The 18,410-nt window shown below is 46.1% G+C and carries 20 protein-coding genes; 11 read left to right on the top strand and 9 right to left on the bottom strand.

The window, feature by feature from the left end; genetic code table 11:
• The first annotated feature begins 97 nt into the window (after nt 1-97).
• Nucleotides 98-403 (top strand): type II toxin-antitoxin system RelB/DinJ family antitoxin, encoded by a 306-nt coding sequence (locus DW806_RS11690; RefSeq protein WP_118730091.1) that lies wholly within the window; start codon nt 98-100, stop codon nt 401-403.
• A gap of 53 nt (nt 404-456) precedes the next feature.
• Here DW806_RS11690 and DW806_RS15460 read toward each other — a convergent pair whose 3' ends face one another.
• From DW806_RS15460 to DW806_RS15455, 8 genes are all read right to left on the bottom strand, one after another.
• The gene (locus DW806_RS15460) at nt 457-1,125 is read right to left on the bottom strand and encodes a DUF4368 domain-containing protein (RefSeq protein ID WP_199677308.1); all 669 of its coding nucleotides are present in this window, start codon (nt 1,123-1,125) and stop codon (nt 457-459) included.
• Nucleotides 1,126-1,336: 211 nt separating this feature from the next.
• Nucleotides 1,337-4,300, bottom strand: coding sequence for an S-layer homology domain-containing protein (locus DW806_RS11680; RefSeq protein ID WP_118730070.1), 2,964 nt, complete (start codon nt 4,298-4,300; stop codon nt 1,337-1,339).
• Nucleotides 4,297-4,650, bottom strand: coding sequence for a glycosyltransferase (locus DW806_RS11675; RefSeq protein ID WP_117488292.1), 354 nt, complete (start codon nt 4,648-4,650; stop codon nt 4,297-4,299). Before DW806_RS11675 ends, DW806_RS11680 begins: the two co-directional genes overlap by 4 nt.
• Before the next feature lie 159 nt (nt 4,651-4,809).
• Entirely contained in the window at nt 4,810-5,439 is a 630-nt protein-coding gene (locus tag DW806_RS11670) for a PrsW family glutamic-type intramembrane protease (RefSeq protein ID WP_243022731.1), read from the bottom strand.
• On the bottom strand, nt 5,436-6,062 hold the full coding sequence (locus tag DW806_RS15770) for a histidine kinase (RefSeq protein WP_243022729.1): 627 nt from the start codon (nt 6,060-6,062) through the stop codon (nt 5,436-5,438). The genes DW806_RS11670 and DW806_RS15770 overlap by 4 nt, the downstream gene beginning before the upstream one ends.
• Nucleotides 6,049-6,411: a DUF4179 domain-containing protein gene (locus DW806_RS11665; RefSeq protein WP_118730069.1), complete on the bottom strand. Its 363-nt coding sequence runs from the start codon at nt 6,409-6,411 to the stop codon at nt 6,049-6,051. Before DW806_RS11665 ends, DW806_RS15770 begins: the two co-directional genes overlap by 14 nt.
• The gene (locus tag DW806_RS11660) at nt 6,398-6,946 is read right to left on the bottom strand and encodes an RNA polymerase sigma factor (protein WP_243022728.1); all 549 of its coding nucleotides are present in this window, start codon (nt 6,944-6,946) and stop codon (nt 6,398-6,400) included. The genes DW806_RS11665 and DW806_RS11660 overlap by 14 nt, the downstream gene beginning before the upstream one ends.
• A 48-nt stretch (nt 6,947-6,994) precedes the next feature.
• Nucleotides 6,995-7,204, bottom strand: coding sequence for a helix-turn-helix domain-containing protein (locus DW806_RS15455; RefSeq protein ID WP_199677307.1), 210 nt, complete (start codon nt 7,202-7,204; stop codon nt 6,995-6,997).
• 316 nt (nt 7,205-7,520) lie between these two features.
• On the opposite strand from DW806_RS15455, the gene DW806_RS15245 reads away from it, so the two are divergent.
• From DW806_RS15245 to DW806_RS11620, 8 genes are all read left to right on the top strand, one after another.
• Nucleotides 7,521-7,667: a hypothetical protein gene (locus DW806_RS15245; protein WP_158578364.1), complete on the top strand. Its 147-nt coding sequence runs from the start codon at nt 7,521-7,523 to the stop codon at nt 7,665-7,667.
• Nucleotides 7,668-8,367: 700 nt separating this feature from the next.
• Nucleotides 8,368-8,577, top strand: coding sequence for a helix-turn-helix domain-containing protein (locus DW806_RS11650; protein ID WP_118730068.1), 210 nt, complete (start codon nt 8,368-8,370; stop codon nt 8,575-8,577).
• A 13-nt stretch (nt 8,578-8,590) separates the two neighbouring features.
• Nucleotides 8,591-9,787: a DNA cytosine methyltransferase gene (locus DW806_RS11645; protein ID WP_118730067.1), complete on the top strand. Its 1,197-nt coding sequence runs from the start codon at nt 8,591-8,593 to the stop codon at nt 9,785-9,787.
• On the top strand, nt 9,774-10,508 hold the full coding sequence (locus DW806_RS11640; RefSeq protein WP_118730066.1) for a PmeII family type II restriction endonuclease: 735 nt from the start codon (nt 9,774-9,776) through the stop codon (nt 10,506-10,508). The genes DW806_RS11645 and DW806_RS11640 overlap by 14 nt, the downstream gene beginning before the upstream one ends.
• Nucleotides 10,509-10,525: 17 nt before the next feature.
• The gene (locus DW806_RS11635) at nt 10,526-11,431 is read left to right on the top strand and encodes a HamA C-terminal domain-containing protein (RefSeq protein WP_118730065.1); all 906 of its coding nucleotides are present in this window, start codon (nt 10,526-10,528) and stop codon (nt 11,429-11,431) included.
• Nucleotides 11,401-13,704, top strand: a complete 2,304-nt coding sequence (locus DW806_RS11630) for a DEAD/DEAH box helicase family protein (RefSeq protein WP_118730064.1) — start codon at nt 11,401-11,403, stop codon at nt 13,702-13,704. The genes DW806_RS11635 and DW806_RS11630 overlap by 31 nt, the downstream gene beginning before the upstream one ends.
• 460 nt (nt 13,705-14,164) lie before the next feature.
• Nucleotides 14,165-15,325, top strand: a complete 1,161-nt coding sequence (locus DW806_RS11625) for a hypothetical protein (RefSeq protein ID WP_118730063.1) — start codon at nt 14,165-14,167, stop codon at nt 15,323-15,325.
• Between the two features lie 134 nt (nt 15,326-15,459).
• A complete protein-coding gene (locus DW806_RS11620; protein WP_199677306.1) occupies nt 15,460-15,633 on the top strand; it encodes a helix-turn-helix domain-containing protein in 174 nt (57 codons plus the stop codon).
• 11 nt (nt 15,634-15,644) lie between these two features.
• Here DW806_RS11620 and DW806_RS11615 read toward each other — a convergent pair whose 3' ends face one another.
• Entirely contained in the window at nt 15,645-15,878 is a 234-nt protein-coding gene (locus DW806_RS11615) for a helix-turn-helix domain-containing protein (protein ID WP_118730061.1), read from the bottom strand.
• 192 nt (nt 15,879-16,070) lie between these two features.
• On the opposite strand from DW806_RS11615, the gene DW806_RS11610 reads away from it, so the two are divergent.
• Nucleotides 16,071-17,015, top strand: a complete 945-nt coding sequence (locus DW806_RS11610) for a helix-turn-helix transcriptional regulator (RefSeq protein ID WP_118730060.1) — start codon at nt 16,071-16,073, stop codon at nt 17,013-17,015.
• 23 nt (nt 17,016-17,038) lie between these two features.
• Nucleotides 17,039-18,397, top strand: a complete 1,359-nt coding sequence (locus DW806_RS11605) for an HNH endonuclease (RefSeq protein ID WP_118730059.1) — start codon at nt 17,039-17,041, stop codon at nt 18,395-18,397.
• The last annotated feature ends 13 nt before the right edge of the window (nt 18,398-18,410 follow it).

Below are 18,410 nucleotides of genomic sequence, written 5' to 3'. Positions count from 1 at the left end.
GGACGAGATCCGGAACTTTGCAAGGTCATCTTTTGACCACCACCGTTTGACATACAAAGAAAACTGTAATACAATCGCACTACAAGGAGATGATTTTATGGCTATGGATGCAACACTTCAGATCCGCATTGACAGTGCAGTAAAGGAGCAGGTAGAAGCGCTTTACCGCAGTATGGGCACCTCGTTCGCTGAGGCTGTACGGATGTTTGCGCAGCAGAGCCTGCAGGAAGGCGGTATGCCATTTCGTCCGTCGCTTCGTGCATGGGATGATATGAGCGAAACGGAAATCAGTGAAAAGCTGTCGCGCAGCAGTGAGGATATTGCTGCCGGACGCATCTCTGCGCAGTGCGATATGGACGCTAAAGTAAAGGAGCTGCTTCAGAGTCGTGCCGCAAGGATATAAGATATCTTACACCTCAACAGCCGAGCGGGACATTACGGAAAAGCTGATGTATATTATGCAGCAGTATCGGGATACCGTAGTATGTTACGCGAAATGACGTGATTTTGTATTCGGTTGATGAAATCCACAGCTATGTGTACATTCGCAGTGTTTGCACACGCGGTCGAAATTTGGATTTGCATCTGTCGGAGCAGAGCGAAAGCATAGAGTAAAACGAAAAGAGCGGCAAGGCAGCTCCCGATAAGAAAACATCGTGAGGAAAGAGAGAACGGTATAGCTTCGGCTGTACCGTTTCCTCTTTTTTTCATTGATGCCGTGACTTTTGACATTTCCAAGACCCCGATACCCTTGTAGTAAATATCGATCTCCTGCGTCCGATTCTTGCCCTTCAGGTCGCTGGCCGCATGGACGATGATTTTCTCCACGAACTCATGGAGGATGCAGGGCGTGAGCTCCGGGATATCCGTGTACCTCTCCACAACGGAGAGAAAACGATCACCATCCGCCGATTTGCTTTCCTCCAGCTCCACTTCTTTCCGAAGGGAACTCGTCAGCCCCTTGAGGTCCCGTTCTTCCTTCTCATAGTCCGCAGAGAGCTTCTGAAAGCGTTCATCGGAGAGCTTGTCCGAAATGTTGTCCTCATAGAGCCGCTTGAAGATAGCATCCAACTCTGTGATCCGCTTTGCAATATTCCGGTCGCGCTGCCGCAGGTCACTGTCCATGACCAGCCTCACAAACTCGTCCTTGCTGCGGGAGTCGAAGGAAACGATCTCCCGCGGGAGTCGCTGATGGCTGAGGCGCAGATGTGCCGGAGGGTGTTCTGCCGGGAATAGCGAAAAGAGAACAGCGCAGCTTTGGGGCGAGATGCCCGTCCGCTGCGCTGTCCGATGTTCGCTTACGGGGTCATGCCATGTTTAGCCGTATGTCAGCCGGTCACTTCTTGCAGCGCCAGAGGAAGGTCACGATCTGCGCTCTGGTGCAATCCACATTGGGGCTGAATGTCGTGCTGGTGGTTCCCTTGGTGATGTTCTCCTTGACCGCCCACAGTACCGCATCAGCATAGTAGGCGTCAGACTTCACATCGGCAAAGGGATTGGCTGTACCCGCTGCCGGGGACTTCTCGGAACGCCACAGGAACGCGACGATCTGGGCGCGGGTGCAGGTCATGTTGGGGCTGAACGTGGTGTCGCTGGTGCCCTTGGTGATGCCGTTTTCTACCGCCCACAGCACAGCATCGTAGTAGTAGCTGCCCACAGGAACGTCGGTGAAGGGCATGGCGCAGGGTTCGGGTTTGGGACTGCCAGCGGCACGCCACAGGAAGGTCACAGCCTGCGCACGGGTGCAGATGCCGTCCGGGGAGAAATGGGTATCATCGGTTCCCTTGGTAATGCCGTTCTCCACTGCCCAATCCACAGCATCCTCATAATAGCTGCCGGTGGCTACATCCACAAACACGCCGGTCTGGGGGTTGCCGTTGGCTTTCGTAAAGATGACCTCGATGGTATGGGTTCTGCGGACATTCTCAAAGGTGTAGGACTTCACCGCGCCGATGCTCTTGCCGTCGATCTTGACGTTGGAGATGGCATAACCCTTATCCGGGGTGATGGTGAAGGTCCGATCTCTGCCCTCACGGACGCTGACATTGCCGGAGGGAGAAATGGAGCCGCCAGCCCCGGCAGTTGCCTTGATGGTGTAGTAGCTGTAAGAATGGCCGCTGCCATTATAACGCCAGTGTGCCTTATAGGTTCGGTTGCCAGTGCTGCCCGTGGGGATGGTGACGGTCATATTGTTCTCGCCGTCAAGCCCCGTGCCGCTCCAGCCGGTGAAAGTATAGCCGGATTTGGTAGGATTCTTGAGGGTGAAAGCCACCGTTTCGATGGTGTAGGTGTTGGGATTGCCCTCCACAGTGCCGCCGGCCAGATCATAGGTAATCGTGTACTGGTTGACTGTCCACTGCGCCGTCAGCGTGGTTACGACCTCCGGAACGCTTTCACCGGGGGCGTACAGGTTTCTGTCGCTGCCAAGCCACATAAAGTAGCGGCCTGTATTTCCGTCCGGGCGGGTCAGGCCGTCGGACGCAGGCGCGGTAAACTTGCTGCCGTTTTTCACAATGATTTGAATAGTATCCGTGCTGCCGCCCAATTTGCCGCCGCCAAGATCAAGGGTAACGGCCTTCAGCCCGTCAGAGCCCGGTGAGCCGGGGTTCGGGACTTCAAGGACGGGGCGGAAACCGAGGTCGACGTTCTGATACGAGGACGAGTAGTAATACCAGTGGCGGGCCGAGTAGTACCCACGAACCGCACGGAACCCACGCCCAAAGTTCGTAGTATCCTGCCCCCACGAATACACCTTATTCCGGTTTTTGATATATCCGTCGTCCTTATCCAGTACCCTGTCCCATTCGTTGCTTTGGGGCGTGCCGCGTTGGGACTCACCAGAGCCTGTATAACGACTTCCCACAGACGGCGCACGCAGCGTATAGTCCACGCCGCTGGCGGCATAGTCCTTGCCGAAAATCAGATTTGCGGTATTCAGGTCATCCCAGTTTATTTTATGTGTTACATTGTAGTCCGCAATAAACAGGCTGTGGGGATACTTATTCTGCTGTGCATACTCCTCGGTGGTTGCCATTGCTGATGTGAGCTTGTAGGCGTCCACTGTCCCGGCGTAGGTAAAGGGGACATAACGCAGCGTATTATCCGGCAAATTGCTGTTCGCCGTGCCGGGAATGCCCGCGCCGGAGAGGTCAAAGTAATAGGTGCTGCCGCAGGTGAGGGCAAACTGTTCGTCCACCTGCTTTCCCGCCGTCAGCGCAATGTTTGTAAAATTGCTTGCGTAATCGGTTTTGCGGTCGCCGTTATACTGTTCGCTGAAAACCTTCAGGGTATAGCTGCCCGGTGCAAGGTCGGATGGGATTTCGATTTCAACCGTTCCTGTTGCTTCGGTGGGCTGTGCCACTCTGCCGTAATACTTTGCGCCGCTGTTATCCGCAAGGATGACGGAGATATATTCATTTGTCCCTGTGGTCGCCCCACTGTAATGCAGCGTAAGGGGATCACCGGGGTTGCCGCTGGCGGTTGTTTCCGTTACGGCAAAATTGCGGCTATTATCTAAAAGCGTCAGCTTCCACTCGTTTCCGGTGTGTTCGGAAATCGGGGTCAGCCCTCCGTCGGGCTTTCCGTCCACAGCGGCAGATGTGAAGAGGACAGCGTTCAGATTTAGGTTAAAAGCGGGACGAACACCAAACTCATCGGAAGTATGGTACATGCCATCGTCGAGGACTTCACCGTTACCATGCACAACGGCAGCACTGGAAGATAATTTGCATGGGGAGCGCAGCCACCAATGGTACATCGCCCAATTTGTATGTTCTTTATTCACAATTCGCAGATCCTGATTTACCGCATGCGCTTCCGCTATGGAAAGCGGCCAGAATACAGCGTTATCCACCTGCGCTCCTGCTACACAGTCGGTATTCTCTCCGTTGTAGCTTCCGCTTGCAAGCGTCCGTTTCTTTACGGCAGCATTTTCTTCTGTCGTCAGCTTTGCTTCAAGCGCGTCTATTGCGGTTTTCAACTCACTCGGTGCATATTCGCTGCTATAATTAACGCTGTCAAACGCAGCTTCTCCCATAGTGCCTGCCGCAAGCAGGGTCATATCCCCCTGTGCGCCGGCAACGCCGCTTCCGTCATAGCCGATTACACGCCATGCAGCGGGATTGTTTCCATGGTCTTGCCCAAAATATACGGTCGGTGCGGCCTCTGTGTTTACATTTTTATTCAGTGCGTTTGTGCCAAGCTGTATCGCCTTTCCTGTATCCGCCGCAAACGCCACGGTGGGGAGCATACACGCCGCCATGCAAAGGCAGAGCAAGATACTGAGTATTCGTTTTTTCATTGGTTTTCCTCCTCCTGTTCGTGTCGAGTGGGCTTGTCCGCCCCGTCTTTTTTCTGATTTTCTCTGTTTCTGAGCCGGAAGCACAGCGCGGTGATGACCACCGCCGCTGCAAAGGAGACGACTGCCACCAGCACATAGCCGCCTGCGTCCTCCCGCAGCAGCATTGCGCCGAACACGCCCCATGCGGCGGTTTGTCCCGGCCCGACGACCGCGCCCGCTGTCTGCATCAGCGCCGCGCACAGCAGCATACACACTGCGGAGAGGCTTATTGCCTCGCGCCGCTGCCTCCGGCGGGTGTTTTCCTGCACCCGTTGCTTGACGAGTGCGACCCGCCTTGCGGTATCGTACATTCCGCTTGAACCTCCTCTCTGGATTTTTTGAAATGCGGCTTAAAAACCCCTTCACTTATATAGGTACAAAAAATCGAAAAAACTCTCACCCAAAACGCAAAATTTTTCAAAAAAATTTGAGAGCCGCCAAAAGGCAGCTCTCAGGGAGTGGGTATTCGGTTATTTCCTCCGCGATAAGCGGAATGCAGACCATCTTCCCGCCGCCACCAACAGCACCGGCAGGGCGTAGGCGATGTACTGCGCCGCACCGCCGTAGGCGATGAGCAGATTGTATATGGCATGGAATGTTATCGCCGCGCCCAGCAGCCCGCACGTGCCTGCGATCTTCAGCCACGTCCGCCGCCACGCATACGCAAGTCCGCCGCCTACGATCAAACCGCAGAGGACGTGCATGGCTCCCGTGCCGAAGCCACGGAAGAAGATGAAGGAAAAGCGGTCTGCGCCGTTCTGAATGAGATAGCACACGTTTTCAAAGGTGGCAAAGGCGAGAGTGACTGTTATTGCGGCGGCCTTGATTTTATCGCCCTCCGGCTCGAACACCAGAAGATAAAACACCAGCGGCAGCAGCTTCATCGTTTCCTCCACCACCGGCGCGATCTCCGCCGTGGCGGCAAGGGCATCCGCCTGACACACCGCCGCAAGGAAGGTGTTGATATAGGCCGAGAGCAGACACACCCCCATCCCGGCAATGCAGAACAGGAAAAAGCGGAGCTGCCGCCTGCCCATGCACAGGGAAGCCACCAGTAGGGGAGATACCATGCAGAGGAAGATGTTTTCGATGTAGGTCACGCTTCCACCGCCTTTCTCGTGGCGGGCAGCAGCCCCAGAATCGCAAGCGTCAGCAGCATATCGCACCAGAAGGTGGGGCTTGCCGGTGAGGTATCCGGCCAAAAGCAGCCCACCGTCCACAGCAGATATTCCGAACCGGCAAAGCACAGCACGCCGATGTGGAAAAACCGCATATTCCGTGCCGTGCCTGTCTGTCCCTTGGCGTAGACCAGCCCCCGAATGGCGCAGTAAGAGAGAACGATCATCATGCCGCACCAGATCAGGTTGGAGAGAATATCCCCGAAGGTGCAGTAGAACACCAGCAGCGGCACGCCGAAAGCAGGCGCAAGCCATGCCCTGCGGCAGCGGAAGCTGCGCTCATCTGCTCCTGCCAGCGCTGCTTGCAAAATGCGCAGGAAAATTACGCTGGCCACCCAGCCGAACTCCGACACATAGAAAACGCGCGGTGTGGTATCGAACAGCAGCAGATACAGCGTCCAGTAGAGCGCACCGAGGGCAAAGCAGCCATAGAAGCACAGCAGCAGAAAATACACCTGTCGCCCACTTTTTCGGTAGGAGATACCCGAGAGCAGCGCGCCGACAAACGTGGTCAGCAGTTGCAGCAGGTTCTCAATCAGCTCCATGCGCATCCTCGCTTTCCCTGTTCTGCCCGTCTTCACAGCTCATCTGTCGCAGCCGGAAGCACAGAACCGTTACGCATACGCCGAGTAAAAACGCCAAAAGTCCGATGACGATGTAGCCCAAAGCCGCGCTGCCGCCGTACATACTGGCTGCCGTTTCAAAGCCCACATAATCGCCTGTCTGGATTTTCGCGGCAATGCCGGGCATGGCGAGGGACGCGCCGATGAGCAGCACAAGGCACGCCGCCACCGCGGAAGCCATGGTGATCGTATTGCGCCGCAGCCGTTTCTCCCGCTCCATTTTGGCAATGCGCCGCTTTGTCTCCGCGACGCGCTCCTCATGACTCCGCATTTGTGATTCCCTCCCGTTCTAAGAGCCTTCGCAGACTTTCTTTTCCGCGATACACCATGTTGGTGATCTGCTTCACCGTTTTTCCTGTGACCTCCGCCGCCTGCGCGTAGCTCATGCCTTCAAAATAGGTGAGGTACAAAACCTCCCGGTAGTCCGGGTTCATTTCATCCATGCAGAAGTGCAAGACGCGGTTTCGCTCCTCCGTCTGTATGACCTCCTCTGCCAGCAGCCGCCCCTCCGGCTCGCCGGTCAGCGCATCGAGGCTGAACAGCGGCTTTCGTTTGCTCTTGTGGCGCAGCGCCATGTGCCGCGCCGCCTTATAGAGATACGCCTTGAAGCCGCCGTCCCGGATGCGGGGCTTTTTGGTGAACAGATAGGCGAAAACATCTAGCATCAGCTCCTCCGCCTCGTGAACGTCGTGCAGATAGCCGTCGATATACAGGGTCAGCGGGTCGCCGTATTTTTTCATCAGGGCATTAAGCCCTTCGTCGTCGCCGCTCAGATATTGGCGGTACAAAGCCTCGTCGCAGGTCATAGCGTTCACTTCCTTTTTGCGGATGCTTCAAATGCAGCCGGGTGTCCGTCAGGTGCTTGTCCTGCCGGAATCGCGGTGCTGCTTCTGAAAGCGCGGGTCGGACGGCTTTTCCACGTTTTCCGGGATCGCCCATGAACGCCCGAACCGGGACGCACCAGGGATCCGCCCCTCGGCGCAATACTGATTGACCCGCCGCTCCGACACGCCCCAACGGTAAGACGCCTCCCGAATGGAGATATAGTCCTTGATCCCGTTCATTACCGCACCTCCGCATGGATAATACTTAACATGATACATTGTATACGAATATCCGAAGAAACACAAGGTGTCCGGCGAAGTGGGCAGCGAAAGGTTACGGATAGGAGCGACATTTTTTTGAAAAAGTCCTCCGAAATCTGGCCAAAACGCCCTGTTCAGATTGTAGTATGGGTAGAAGGAGAAATACGGGGGTACGAAGTAGTCAGCAAGCACAGCAAGCGAGTACCCGCTTGCGGATTTTGAGATTTTCAGGTCCCTTGCCCGAACAGTCAAAATTGCTTGTTGGGGCGCGGGTCTCCGGTGGAGACCTCAAAGCGTGAAGCGCTTTGAAGCGCCGACCGCCGAGCGTCAGAAGGCGCGGCGGGAGGAGCAGGACTACGCCGCCGTGCGCCGGAACGTGGAGGAGTTCCTGTCCCCACCCCGGCAGGCGCCGGCACGGCAGAAGGATATGGAGCTGGAATGACCCCTGGGACAAACTTTTTGCCGCGATCTGCGTTTTCCCCTGGGTCTTTGCCGAAACGTCAGATATAATGAAGATACAAACGATTTTGAAGGAGGCGAACCCCATGACAAGAGGCGAGGCATTGCCGCTCTTTTTTACTGTTCTGTCTACCATATAGTAGCCTGCACAGTAGCCTCAATTTTACTCCGTTAAAGCAACCCTTGAAAAAGTAACAAAAAACCGCCCGTTCCAACGGAACAGACGGTTATCAGTGGTACGCCCGGTGCGATTCGAACGCATGGCCTTTGGAGTCGGAGCGGTGAGCTTTGAGAGCTAACGTTCGAATTTACGGTGAAAAGTATATGAAAATAAGGGATTTACGGATATTTTCGCCTTGTGTGACAGGGTGGATACCGCTGCTCAGAGTCGCCCGGTCGCCTGAATAGTCGCCTCAGGATAGGTTGAGGTTGTAGCTCTTTATATCTCATGATAAACTGTCACACCAAGAAAATCAACATTCATATTCTTTAGTAGTGACTTAGATTTGGCTCAGTGTTTAACTGAGAGAAAAACGTATGCAATCCGTCGATAATTTAATTTTTGAATTGCAGATCAGTCAATTTGATGTTATGATAAATATCACAAGGGACTATATTGAAAATATAAAATAATTAATTTATATTCTAAATTTATGTATTGATAAAATAAAAGGAGTACCCTTATGACAATATCAGAACAGATTAAAGTGCTTTGCGTGCGCTGCAATATCAGTGTCGCAGAGTTGGCAAGGCGTATGGGGACTACCCCTCAAAATTTTAACTCAAAAATGAAACGAGAGAGTTTTACAATCTCTGATTTAGAATATCTGGCAGAAACATTGGGGTGTTCTTTTGAACGCTATTTTGTCCTTCTAGATGGAGAAAAGGTTTAATGGGAGGATATGCATGAATTTATTACGTTTTAAAGATAATGCCTCAAATCGGGACGTGATTTCCCTATTTTCTGGTGCAATGGGGCTGGATATTGGCCTTTCAAAAGCTGGCCTCAATATCGTAATTGGACAGGACTTTGATCCTTCTTGTGTCGCAACTATGCGTGCCAATGGGCATAAAGTTTTGGGTGGTGACATCCGTAAAATTAATGAAGCAGATTTATTGGAACAGACTGGATTGGCACAGGGAGAGCCTTTCCTGATTTGCGGGGGACCACCCTGCCAGCCATTTTCTACTGCTGGTAAGCGGCTGGGGATTAACGACCCGAGGGGCAGTCTATTTATGGATTTTATCCGTATGATTGACTATATTCGTCCCCGTTTTTTCATTATGGAAAATGTAAAAGGGATTATGTCTGCTCCGTTAAAGCATATGCCACTTGCAGAGCGTGATAAAAACGATCCTAAACAGCATTTAGGAACTGTATTAGATGTTATCCTCTCTGAATTTAACAAATTAGGATACAAAACAGTGTATGGGATTTTGGATGCCGTCAATTATGGTGTACCTCAATTCCGAGAACGGTTTGTGTTAATTGGAAGTCGGGACAATGAAGATATTTTTCTGCCATTCCCGACGCACTTTCAGATGCACCAAGACTCGCAATACCGCTGGCGTACCTTGAATGATACAATCCGAGATTTGGAAAATAATTGTGGGGAATGTGCTGCCTTTAGTAAAGACCGCCTTGCATATCTCCGTCTTGTCCCGGAAGGCGGAAATTGGCGTGACCTACCGGAAGATATTCGGGAAGAAGCCATGGGCGGTGCCTATAGCTCCGGCGGCGGAAAAGTTGGTTTTTATCGGAGATTATCTTATAGCCAGCCTTCACCAACTTTAGTAACCTCGCCAGTGCAAAAAGCAACCATGATGTGTCATCCGACCCAAGACAGGCCTTTGAGTATCCGGGAATATGCCCGTATCCAGCAGTTCCCTGATGATTGGCGGTTCATAGGGACAAGCGTGGCAAAATACAGGCAAATTGGCAATGCTGTACCGGTTGGACTGGCATTGGCATTGGGAAATGCTGTACTTTCTGTTGCAGATCAATCCGCTGAAATCCGCACAAAACGTTTTAGAGGAACAGACATCCATCAAAAACTGAAACAAGCTATCGAAATAGGAGGAAACCATTATGCCAATAAATAGCAATTACAATGAGGAAGCTATCGTAAAAGCAATTGCAACTGCATTGGATAATTTTTACACTAACTTAATCGGCAATATTGACAAGCTCAACATCAAAAAAGTTATGAAGCGCAAGAATCCGTACCTATTCCGGGCGAAGGCTATGAATGGGGCTGCACAAATTATTGACGCAATCCTCGCTGCCTTTGTCTCATCATCCGAGGAAACAATATTTGGAAATGTTTTCTTTGAACCTATTGCTACCGCTGCTGCACAAGGACAGAAAGCATTGGCAGAAGGCGTTGACATTATGGTGGAGCGCGACAATACCATTTATGCTATCGCTGTAAAATCTGGCACAAGCGTTTTTAATGCGGACAGCCGCAAGAAACAGGAACAGAATTTCATGGCGGCAAGCAAACTGGCGCAGCAGGCGAAGAAACGCTTCGTCCCGATTGTTGGTTACGGTTATGGAAAGAAGAAAGCTTCCAACCGCGGGCTTCCCAAGTTCTATATGGAATTGGCAGGCAAGGATTTCTGGACGGAATTAACCGGAGATGAAGAATTCTACATAAAGCTAATCCGTTTCATGGACAGGCTGCCAGAGAAATATGTGGAAGAATTCGATGCTTCCTATCAAAAAGCTTCAAACCGGCTCGTTCGTGAGTTCACCCAAGAGTTTTGCTTTGAGGATGGTAGTATTGACTGGGAGAAGCTTGTTAAATTCAACTCTGGAAATTAACATCGGAGGGATAAGGCATGAGAGATGCACTAAAGAATGCTATACATAATGCAATTTTATTTGAATGCAAATTGCCGCATCAAGAAAGTGGCGTAGATAAATCGTGCCTTTCTTCCCAAAATGATATTTGTTTCAGTAATTCTAACCCCCAAGAAGTTTCCAAAATTATCTATAATGGTATTGTGGAATTTGCAATCAACGAATATGAAATTGATTACACTGCTTTAGAGCGTGAACAGCGAAAAGCTATTCTTAGCCGTATCCGTTATAACCCAGAAGCATCTGAGGATACCAAGCTGAAGTATGGTTTTTATGGTGAAGTACTCTTGGATTTAATCTTGCGTGTGTTTTTAAATACGAGTGTTCTTGCCGCACGAGGATATTTTTATTCTCCTATTGAAAATAGCGAGGCTAAAGGTTTTGATGCTTTTCATTTAATGGAAAGAGAAGGAAATATTGACTTATGGTTTGGAGAAGCAAAATTCTATGTGCAATATAAAAGCGCAATAACCCCTGTGATGGAAAAATTAAGCACTTCACTTTCTGATGGATATTTGAATCGAAATTTACTTGCAATCATAGATGAGCGCCTCCATATCTCAACACACAATGAACAACTTGAAAACTTGTTAAATTCATGGGAAGAAAATCCGGATATTAATCTGTCACAAGAAATAAAGAATAGAGGAATTCGGCTAATATACCCTATATTTATTGCTTATCAAAAAAATAGAACTGATCAATATCATCAGAGCATAAAAAAGTGTATTGAGCATATTGCTTCAGAATATACACGGCTTAATATTATTGTACCCGCTTCGTTTGACTACCGGTTATTTTTTATTTTTTTACCACTGTCGGAAGTTAAGCAAATCAAGGAGAATGTGATAAAATGGATAGACTCACGAGAACCGCTAATATAATTAAAGCGTACTATTCATACAAAAAGAATTCAGATGCTGCAACTTTTGTAAAAGAAGTATGTGGCTTTTTTGACTTTATAAAAAATGAGCCTATCTCTGAAGCGGATATGAATTTCCTTATATTTTTGGCTAATGAAGCGGGGATCCCGCAATATTTTGACTTGTTCAAAGATAAGTTTACAGATTGCCGTATATCTGATGAAAATATCAAAACACTTACCATAAGTGCTCTATTTCATGATGCCAGCCTTATTAGAGGAAATAGCAAATTACATCGGTATCAAAAGAATGTTCTTGACAGTTTTAAAATCGGGCAACAAAATCGTTTTGTTTTGACTGCACCTACTTCTTTTGGGAAGACCTTTTTGGTATATGAAATTATACAAAAGATGGAGTATCAGAATGTCCTTTTGATTTTTCCGGCAATTAGCCTTTTATCCGAAAATTACACCCGTTTATGCAAGTTGGACACATTTCAATCATATAAGATTCATTCCCTAAGCGAAGAAGAATTTAGTCTATCCGAAAGAAACATCTTTATTTTTACACCCGAACGGTTCTTGTCGTTTATGGATTCGCATCAACACCTTCACTTTGATTTTGCCTTTATTGATGAGGTTTACAAAATTGATAACAGTTTTATCATTGATCCGGAAACATCTGGCGAAAACGAACGTGATACCGCGTACCGTTTAGCATTGGAATTTATTTGTAATTTGACAAGCGATATGCTATTAGCTGGTCCATATATGGCACTTCCCCGACCCAGTACACAGCAGCATAAATCGTTTAATAATTTTGCGAAAGATAATGGGTTTTCTTTTTTACGTTACAATCAATTTGAAATTGTTTCAAAGGAATACACAACAGTAAAAGGTAAACGTCAATATCATATAGATGAAATCCCAGTAGAAATTGGTTCTATAAGTAAAGGGCAGAAAATTGCCAATATAATTAAATCGTTAAGTACGCCTAAAGAAAATACGATTATTTATTGTGGCAGAAGAGCCGATACAGAAATGTATGCCAGAACTTTATTAAGGGATCAAATGCTGATTTCTTCTTTTCAAGAAACTTGTTCAGGGATAGAAAGTTCTACTTATGAAATATTTTTAAATCATTTGGAACACACATTTGGCAATGATTGGATTGTATTAAAAGCATTGAAAGGCCGGATAGGTATCCATCACAGCCTTATCCCCAAATACATCCAAAAAGAAATTATAAATTTATTTAATGAGGGGACATTACTATGCCTCTTTTCGACTACGACTATCACTGAAGGCGTAAACACTTCAGCAAAAAACATAATTATTACATCAAACAAAAAGGGCATAAAACCTCTACGGCAATTTGATGCTAAAAATATAGCTGGTCGTGCGGGTAGGTTTTACCAACACTATTCTGGAAGAGTTATAGATTTAAATAATAATTTTGAGGAAATTGTGAATGGACAACCTGAAATACTGGAACATAAAAACTATGATATAACTTTCCCGAAAACGGATGTTGATTACCAGATAACAAAAGATAAATATTTATCTGAAGTTGAACGCCAAGATAAAGAAGATATCCAAGCTCAGATTATTGCATCTGAAATCCCATCAGATGTATTTGATTGTTTCCGGGTTGTTGGACCAAAAGATAAATTAACACTATACGGTTATATTTCAAGTGTGCCATGGTGGACTATTGAAGATATTAAACGTGTTTCAATAACATTGGCAGGCAGCAATGCACACCGACTATATTGGCCCGGATTTCAAGCCATTATGGATATTATCTTGCCCGTTGTACGCGAAGAAAAACTTAAACAACTTATTGCAATACGAGTGGGACAGAATCAGTACTCATTGATAACAAGTCTATTGAGTTCATATCTTTCAGGTGGTTTTCTTTCAATGGTACAATATTATGTTGGGCGGAACGATAATCCAAAAACAAAGGATGAAGCAATGCGGCAAGTAGCTGACTTCGTTTACAATGTCTTTAAGTATCATTTAGTAAAATATCTCGGCCTTTTTGATGTATTCTTCCGATATCAAATTTCAAAGTCAGAGAATATCGCTATGGAAGATGTGGCTGGATTGGGGTTACTTCTTCAAAAACTTGAATACAATGCCCTTTCTCCCAATGCACGTAAAGTAAGTGATTATGGAGTTCCGTTTAAACTGATAGACTGTTATGATAGTAAAACGCCGTATGATAAAGGGCAATTTGACGCTTATGAACAGCGCATTGATCGAGAGATAAGTCGACTATTTAAAGAATAGTTTATATACCTGTTGCTACTTCAGAAATTGCCCAATCTTTTGTCAAAAACAGGTGTTTTCAACAGCAAAATTTCATTTTATCTACTGACTGTGCCCGCCGGTATAACACACTACGCGTTACAAGTATCAAAGATAAAAAATAATATTATTGCTTTTCCATCAATATAAAATTCAGAAGCAGAACCACTTTTGCCATATAAGTCGAAAGGTGGTTCTGTGAATTATACTGCTAAAGCTATTGCAATAAATTCTCAAATCCTTTATTGCTGAGAGTAATACTCATAATTATTGTAGCAAATCAACATAATTTTGTCTATTGAACTTCCAACAACTACACACAAAAATACTTGAAATATAGCTAAAATAATGGAATAATGCCTGTTTAATCTAATTTATGGGGTATTATTTTTTTACAACCTTTCAACAGAAGTATAAATACTTTTGCTGGGAGGTTTTTATTTTGGGCAAGAAGGTTCGTAAGTATAAAAATGTAGAAATCGTGTTAGAGCCGGATGGTTTCTCCATTCATACCATAGAGTTCTCTCGTAAGGTATCTCAAACCGAATGGAAGCAAATCAAAAGCGATTTATACGACTATAATGAGCAATACTCTGAAAATATCATCCATCCGGATGGTTTATATCATGGCTGTCATATCTGTACGCAATATGCAGAAGCAGGTATACGCATTCGTTTAGAACATATAAAAGACAAAAACGAAACAAAAGGTCACTACATTCGTATGATTATCAATCCACGCAGATTGATTTTTATGGACACGACATATCTTGGTATCCTACCCAACGAAGAAGAAAGTATTGAGCTGCTGGAGAAATGCTTTCGAGAAGTGCTGAAAAAGTCGCCGTTTGATGGTGATATTTCGCATTATTATCTTTCCAGAGTGGATTTGTGTACCAATATTCGCTGCAGTAATAAGAAAGTATTTCGTGAACTTGTTCGTGTGCTACGAAAGACTGCTACCCCAAAGAAGTATCAGCGGTTATTCTACCAGAATAAGAACAAAAAGAAGGCGAATCAGTACAATAAACATTATATTCGCCTTGCCTGTGGACAGCAGGAGTTGGTAATCTACGATAAGACTTATCAGTTGATTGAGAATAATCTGGTGATCGACTATGAGGATCTTCCTGCAGGTGTGCTGCGTGTAGAGGTTCACTATGGACGCGATAAACTGCGGAGTATTGAGAATAAATACAAAGCTGATGACCCGCTCGATCTCCTATGGCTGCTGATGCAGGAAAGTGAGGAGCGAATCCTGCAACTCGTTGAAAAATGTTATCCTGACCTGCCTTATCTGAGCTATGAGGATGGCCAGCAGGCTATTCAGAATTCATCATTACACGCTGATACCAAAGAGCAGATGCTCACACTTCTGGACCAAATGCAGCGTAAACAGACGATTGATAAGGCAGTGCAGTATATGGAGAAGAAAGGCTACAAGACAAAGAGCTTATTGAAACGCTTTCAGTCGCTTGGGTTGAATCCTATTCCGCTGCGCAAAGGGTATGCGGCTAAAAGAATGCCAAGCCTGCTGTATATCCTAAAATCAGTCGGAACACAGCCGGTGAAAATCGAACTTGCGTATTGGAAGCAGAAATAGTCCATATAAAGGGCGTTCTTGACTTGTTTGCGCTTCGGAAAATTGCAAATTATAGCAGTTAATAACGAACATTAGAATAAGTATACTCGAATTACGGTGAAATACGATTTTCGCTCTGATTTAAGGAGATTTTTATGATGTACGATGAGATTTTAACTGTTAAGGAAACCGCCGTCCTGCTCAAGACAACACGCCAGCAGGTTCGAAAGATGATCGCAAACGAAGAACTCCCTGCCGTGAAGGTTGGCAGGGAGTGGAGGATTCCATCGGCAAGTATACGCATGTTTATCGAAGAAAATCTCGGATAAATTTGCTATTGTTAGTGTTGGAAATCAAGGAATTTATATACCGGCGTATCGAGTGCTTGCGCGATTCGCAGGAGTGTTGTCAGTGAAATTGGCTTATACATTCCGGCAGCTTCAATTTGACCAATATATGAGGTTGCAACGCCTAGCTTTTCTGCTAGTTTTTCCTGTGTATATCCTTGTAACTTGCGATAATACGCAATTTTAAGCCCTATTTGCTTGTATTCCTGTTCAAATTCATATTTCATTGGGTGCACCTCATGGCTCTATTCTACCGATTATGTGCTCCATTTCATATTCTATAAATATATTGCAATTATAACTGTATAAGTTATAATTAAGAATGTAGAAGTTGGAAATATATTTTTTAAGGAAGGGACAGTAGGTGTCCACCCTTTATGATATACTATGATTAACAACGATGCGGAGGTGAGAATAGAATGAAAGATGCATCGTCAGCGAAATCTTGGCGCTTATTGGACATTTATTCACGACTTGTTAATGGCGAGCAATTGAAGAAATCGGAATTGGCGCTGCAATATCAGGTTTCTGAGAAAAGCATACAGCGTGATATGAGTTCATTGCGTGATTTTATGGAAGAACGAGATCTGTCACAAGAACTTATTTACGATACAAAGCAATCAGCCTATCATCTGATTGCTCGTCGCAAGCATGGTCTTTGTGAGGGCGAAATGCTAGCCGTCGGCAAAATATTATTGGATAGTCGCTCCCTGCGAAGAGATGAAATGCTTCCGATGTTGGAGCGTTTAATCAATTGCTGCATTCCAAATGCCAAACGTAAGCCCATTAAGGATCTGCTGCTGAATGAGGAATATCACTATATTGAACCACAACACGGGAAGCATTTATTCAATCTTTTATGGTCTTTGGGCCAAGCAATCCAGGCTCATCAAGTGCTTCGCATCCAATATATGAAACAAGATGCTTCATGCGTTAAACGTGAGATTGAACCTGTTGGATTGATGTTCTCCGAATTTTATTTTTACCTTGTGGGTTTTATTCAAAATATCAATAAGGAACAGTCTTTTCAAAATCCAGCAGATACATTCCCTACTATTTATCGTGTTGACCGCATCAATGAGCTGTATGTGCTGGATAAACACTTTACTCTGCCATATAGTAATCGGTTTGAAGAAGGCGAGTTTCGTAAACGCATTCAGTTCATGTATGGAGGAAGGCTGCAAACGGTGCATTTCCGCTATGTTGGGCCATCAATCGAAGCCATACTGGATCGTTTGCCTACGGCTGAGGTCAAACCGTCTTCAGATAGAGGATGGGATGTTTCTGCTGAGATATTTGGTACAGGTATTGAAATGTGGATTCGTAGTCAAGGTACATATGTTACAGATTTTCAATATCAATAGCAACAATATAAGGGGATGTAAAAATGAGCGAAAGTACACTTGAGCGTTTAGGATATGGAATGATTGGCGCTGATAATCATGCGGTTTCACGTGAACAACGCATCGCGCAAACACCGGTAAGTAATGTTCTTTGGTCCGGAAAACGAGGTTGTTCTCAATGTTATCCAACGGATGATTACTCCCAAAAGGTACTTGCGCAATATAATCGTATGTATGTTTCCTATAATCTCTCGGCCGAACCTGATTTTAGCTTTTGTTCACAAGCGAGTGTGAAAATTAGCAATATGAGTGCTGATCGAGCAAAAAACTTCGGCAGTGCGGAAAAACGACTATTGAATACAAGTTGGGCCAAGGAAAGAGAAATCAGTAATTTATCTCAATTTGAAGAATACAGAAAAAAGAATAATTTAACATGGCACGAGTGCAGTGATGGTGTCACTATGCAATTAGTTCCCAACGAAATCAATTCACGTTTTGGACATTCGGGCGGCGTGGCAGAGCATAAGGAGTTTGACAACTCGATTGATATTACTTCTTCACGTTCGATTCAAAAATCGATAGCAAAGACTAAATTATATGCTGGGCAGGGCGCTGTTATTGTCTCGCAAAGTCTAGAAAAATCTATCGAGGCAGGAAAGGGAGCCGCTCTTGTCGCCTGCACAGTCTCTAGTCTAAATAATATCGCACAGGTTGCTTCGGGCGAAAAAAGTTTTGAAGATGCGGCCAAAGATATATTAACCGATACTGCAGGTAGCTTTGCTAGCGCTGCTGGTATACAAATGACACAAGACTTGGTAACGCAGTTTGCACAGAATATGGGAGCCGAACAATTAGCCAAATTTGCATCTGCACCTGTCCCAACTCAGGAGATTGCTATGGTTGTTATGACTGCTACGACTATTGAGAGATATCTTGATGGTAATATCTCTGCTGAAGACTGTGCTTTTCAATTGATTTCTAGCGGTATGGGCACACTTGCATACAGCCTTGGCGCATCAATAGGTGGGCCGATTGGTGGTATACTCGCTTCAACTGTCATGACACAAATTACAATCACTATTGAGCGGTATCGACAGGAAAAGAAAATAGAAAAAGCGCGTGATGCAGAAATTCGGCATGTTTTGTCTTGGGCACAGGCAGAAATGGCATGTCAACAGGACAATTTGCGTGATTATGTACATGAAGAACTTGGTCGGTGGGATACTGCCATCGATAGCGGATTTCAAACGATTATGGACGCAACCATGGCTAATGATGCTGATGGCATTGCAGCAGGACTGGATACCATTATGAATCTGTTTGGCACACAGGTAAAATATAAAAGTCTTTCTGAGTTTGAAAAAGATTTTTTCTCGGATACATCTACGGTTCTGACACTTTGAATAGGTGATGGAT

This window comes from Butyricicoccus sp. AM32-19 (genome assembly GCF_003480365.1).
Classification (GTDB): domain Bacteria; phylum Bacillota; class Clostridia; order Oscillospirales; family Butyricicoccaceae; genus Agathobaculum; species Agathobaculum butyriciproducens.
The sequence above is the reverse complement of the archived record's forward strand: the minus strand, read 5'-3'. Positions and strand labels throughout refer to the sequence as shown.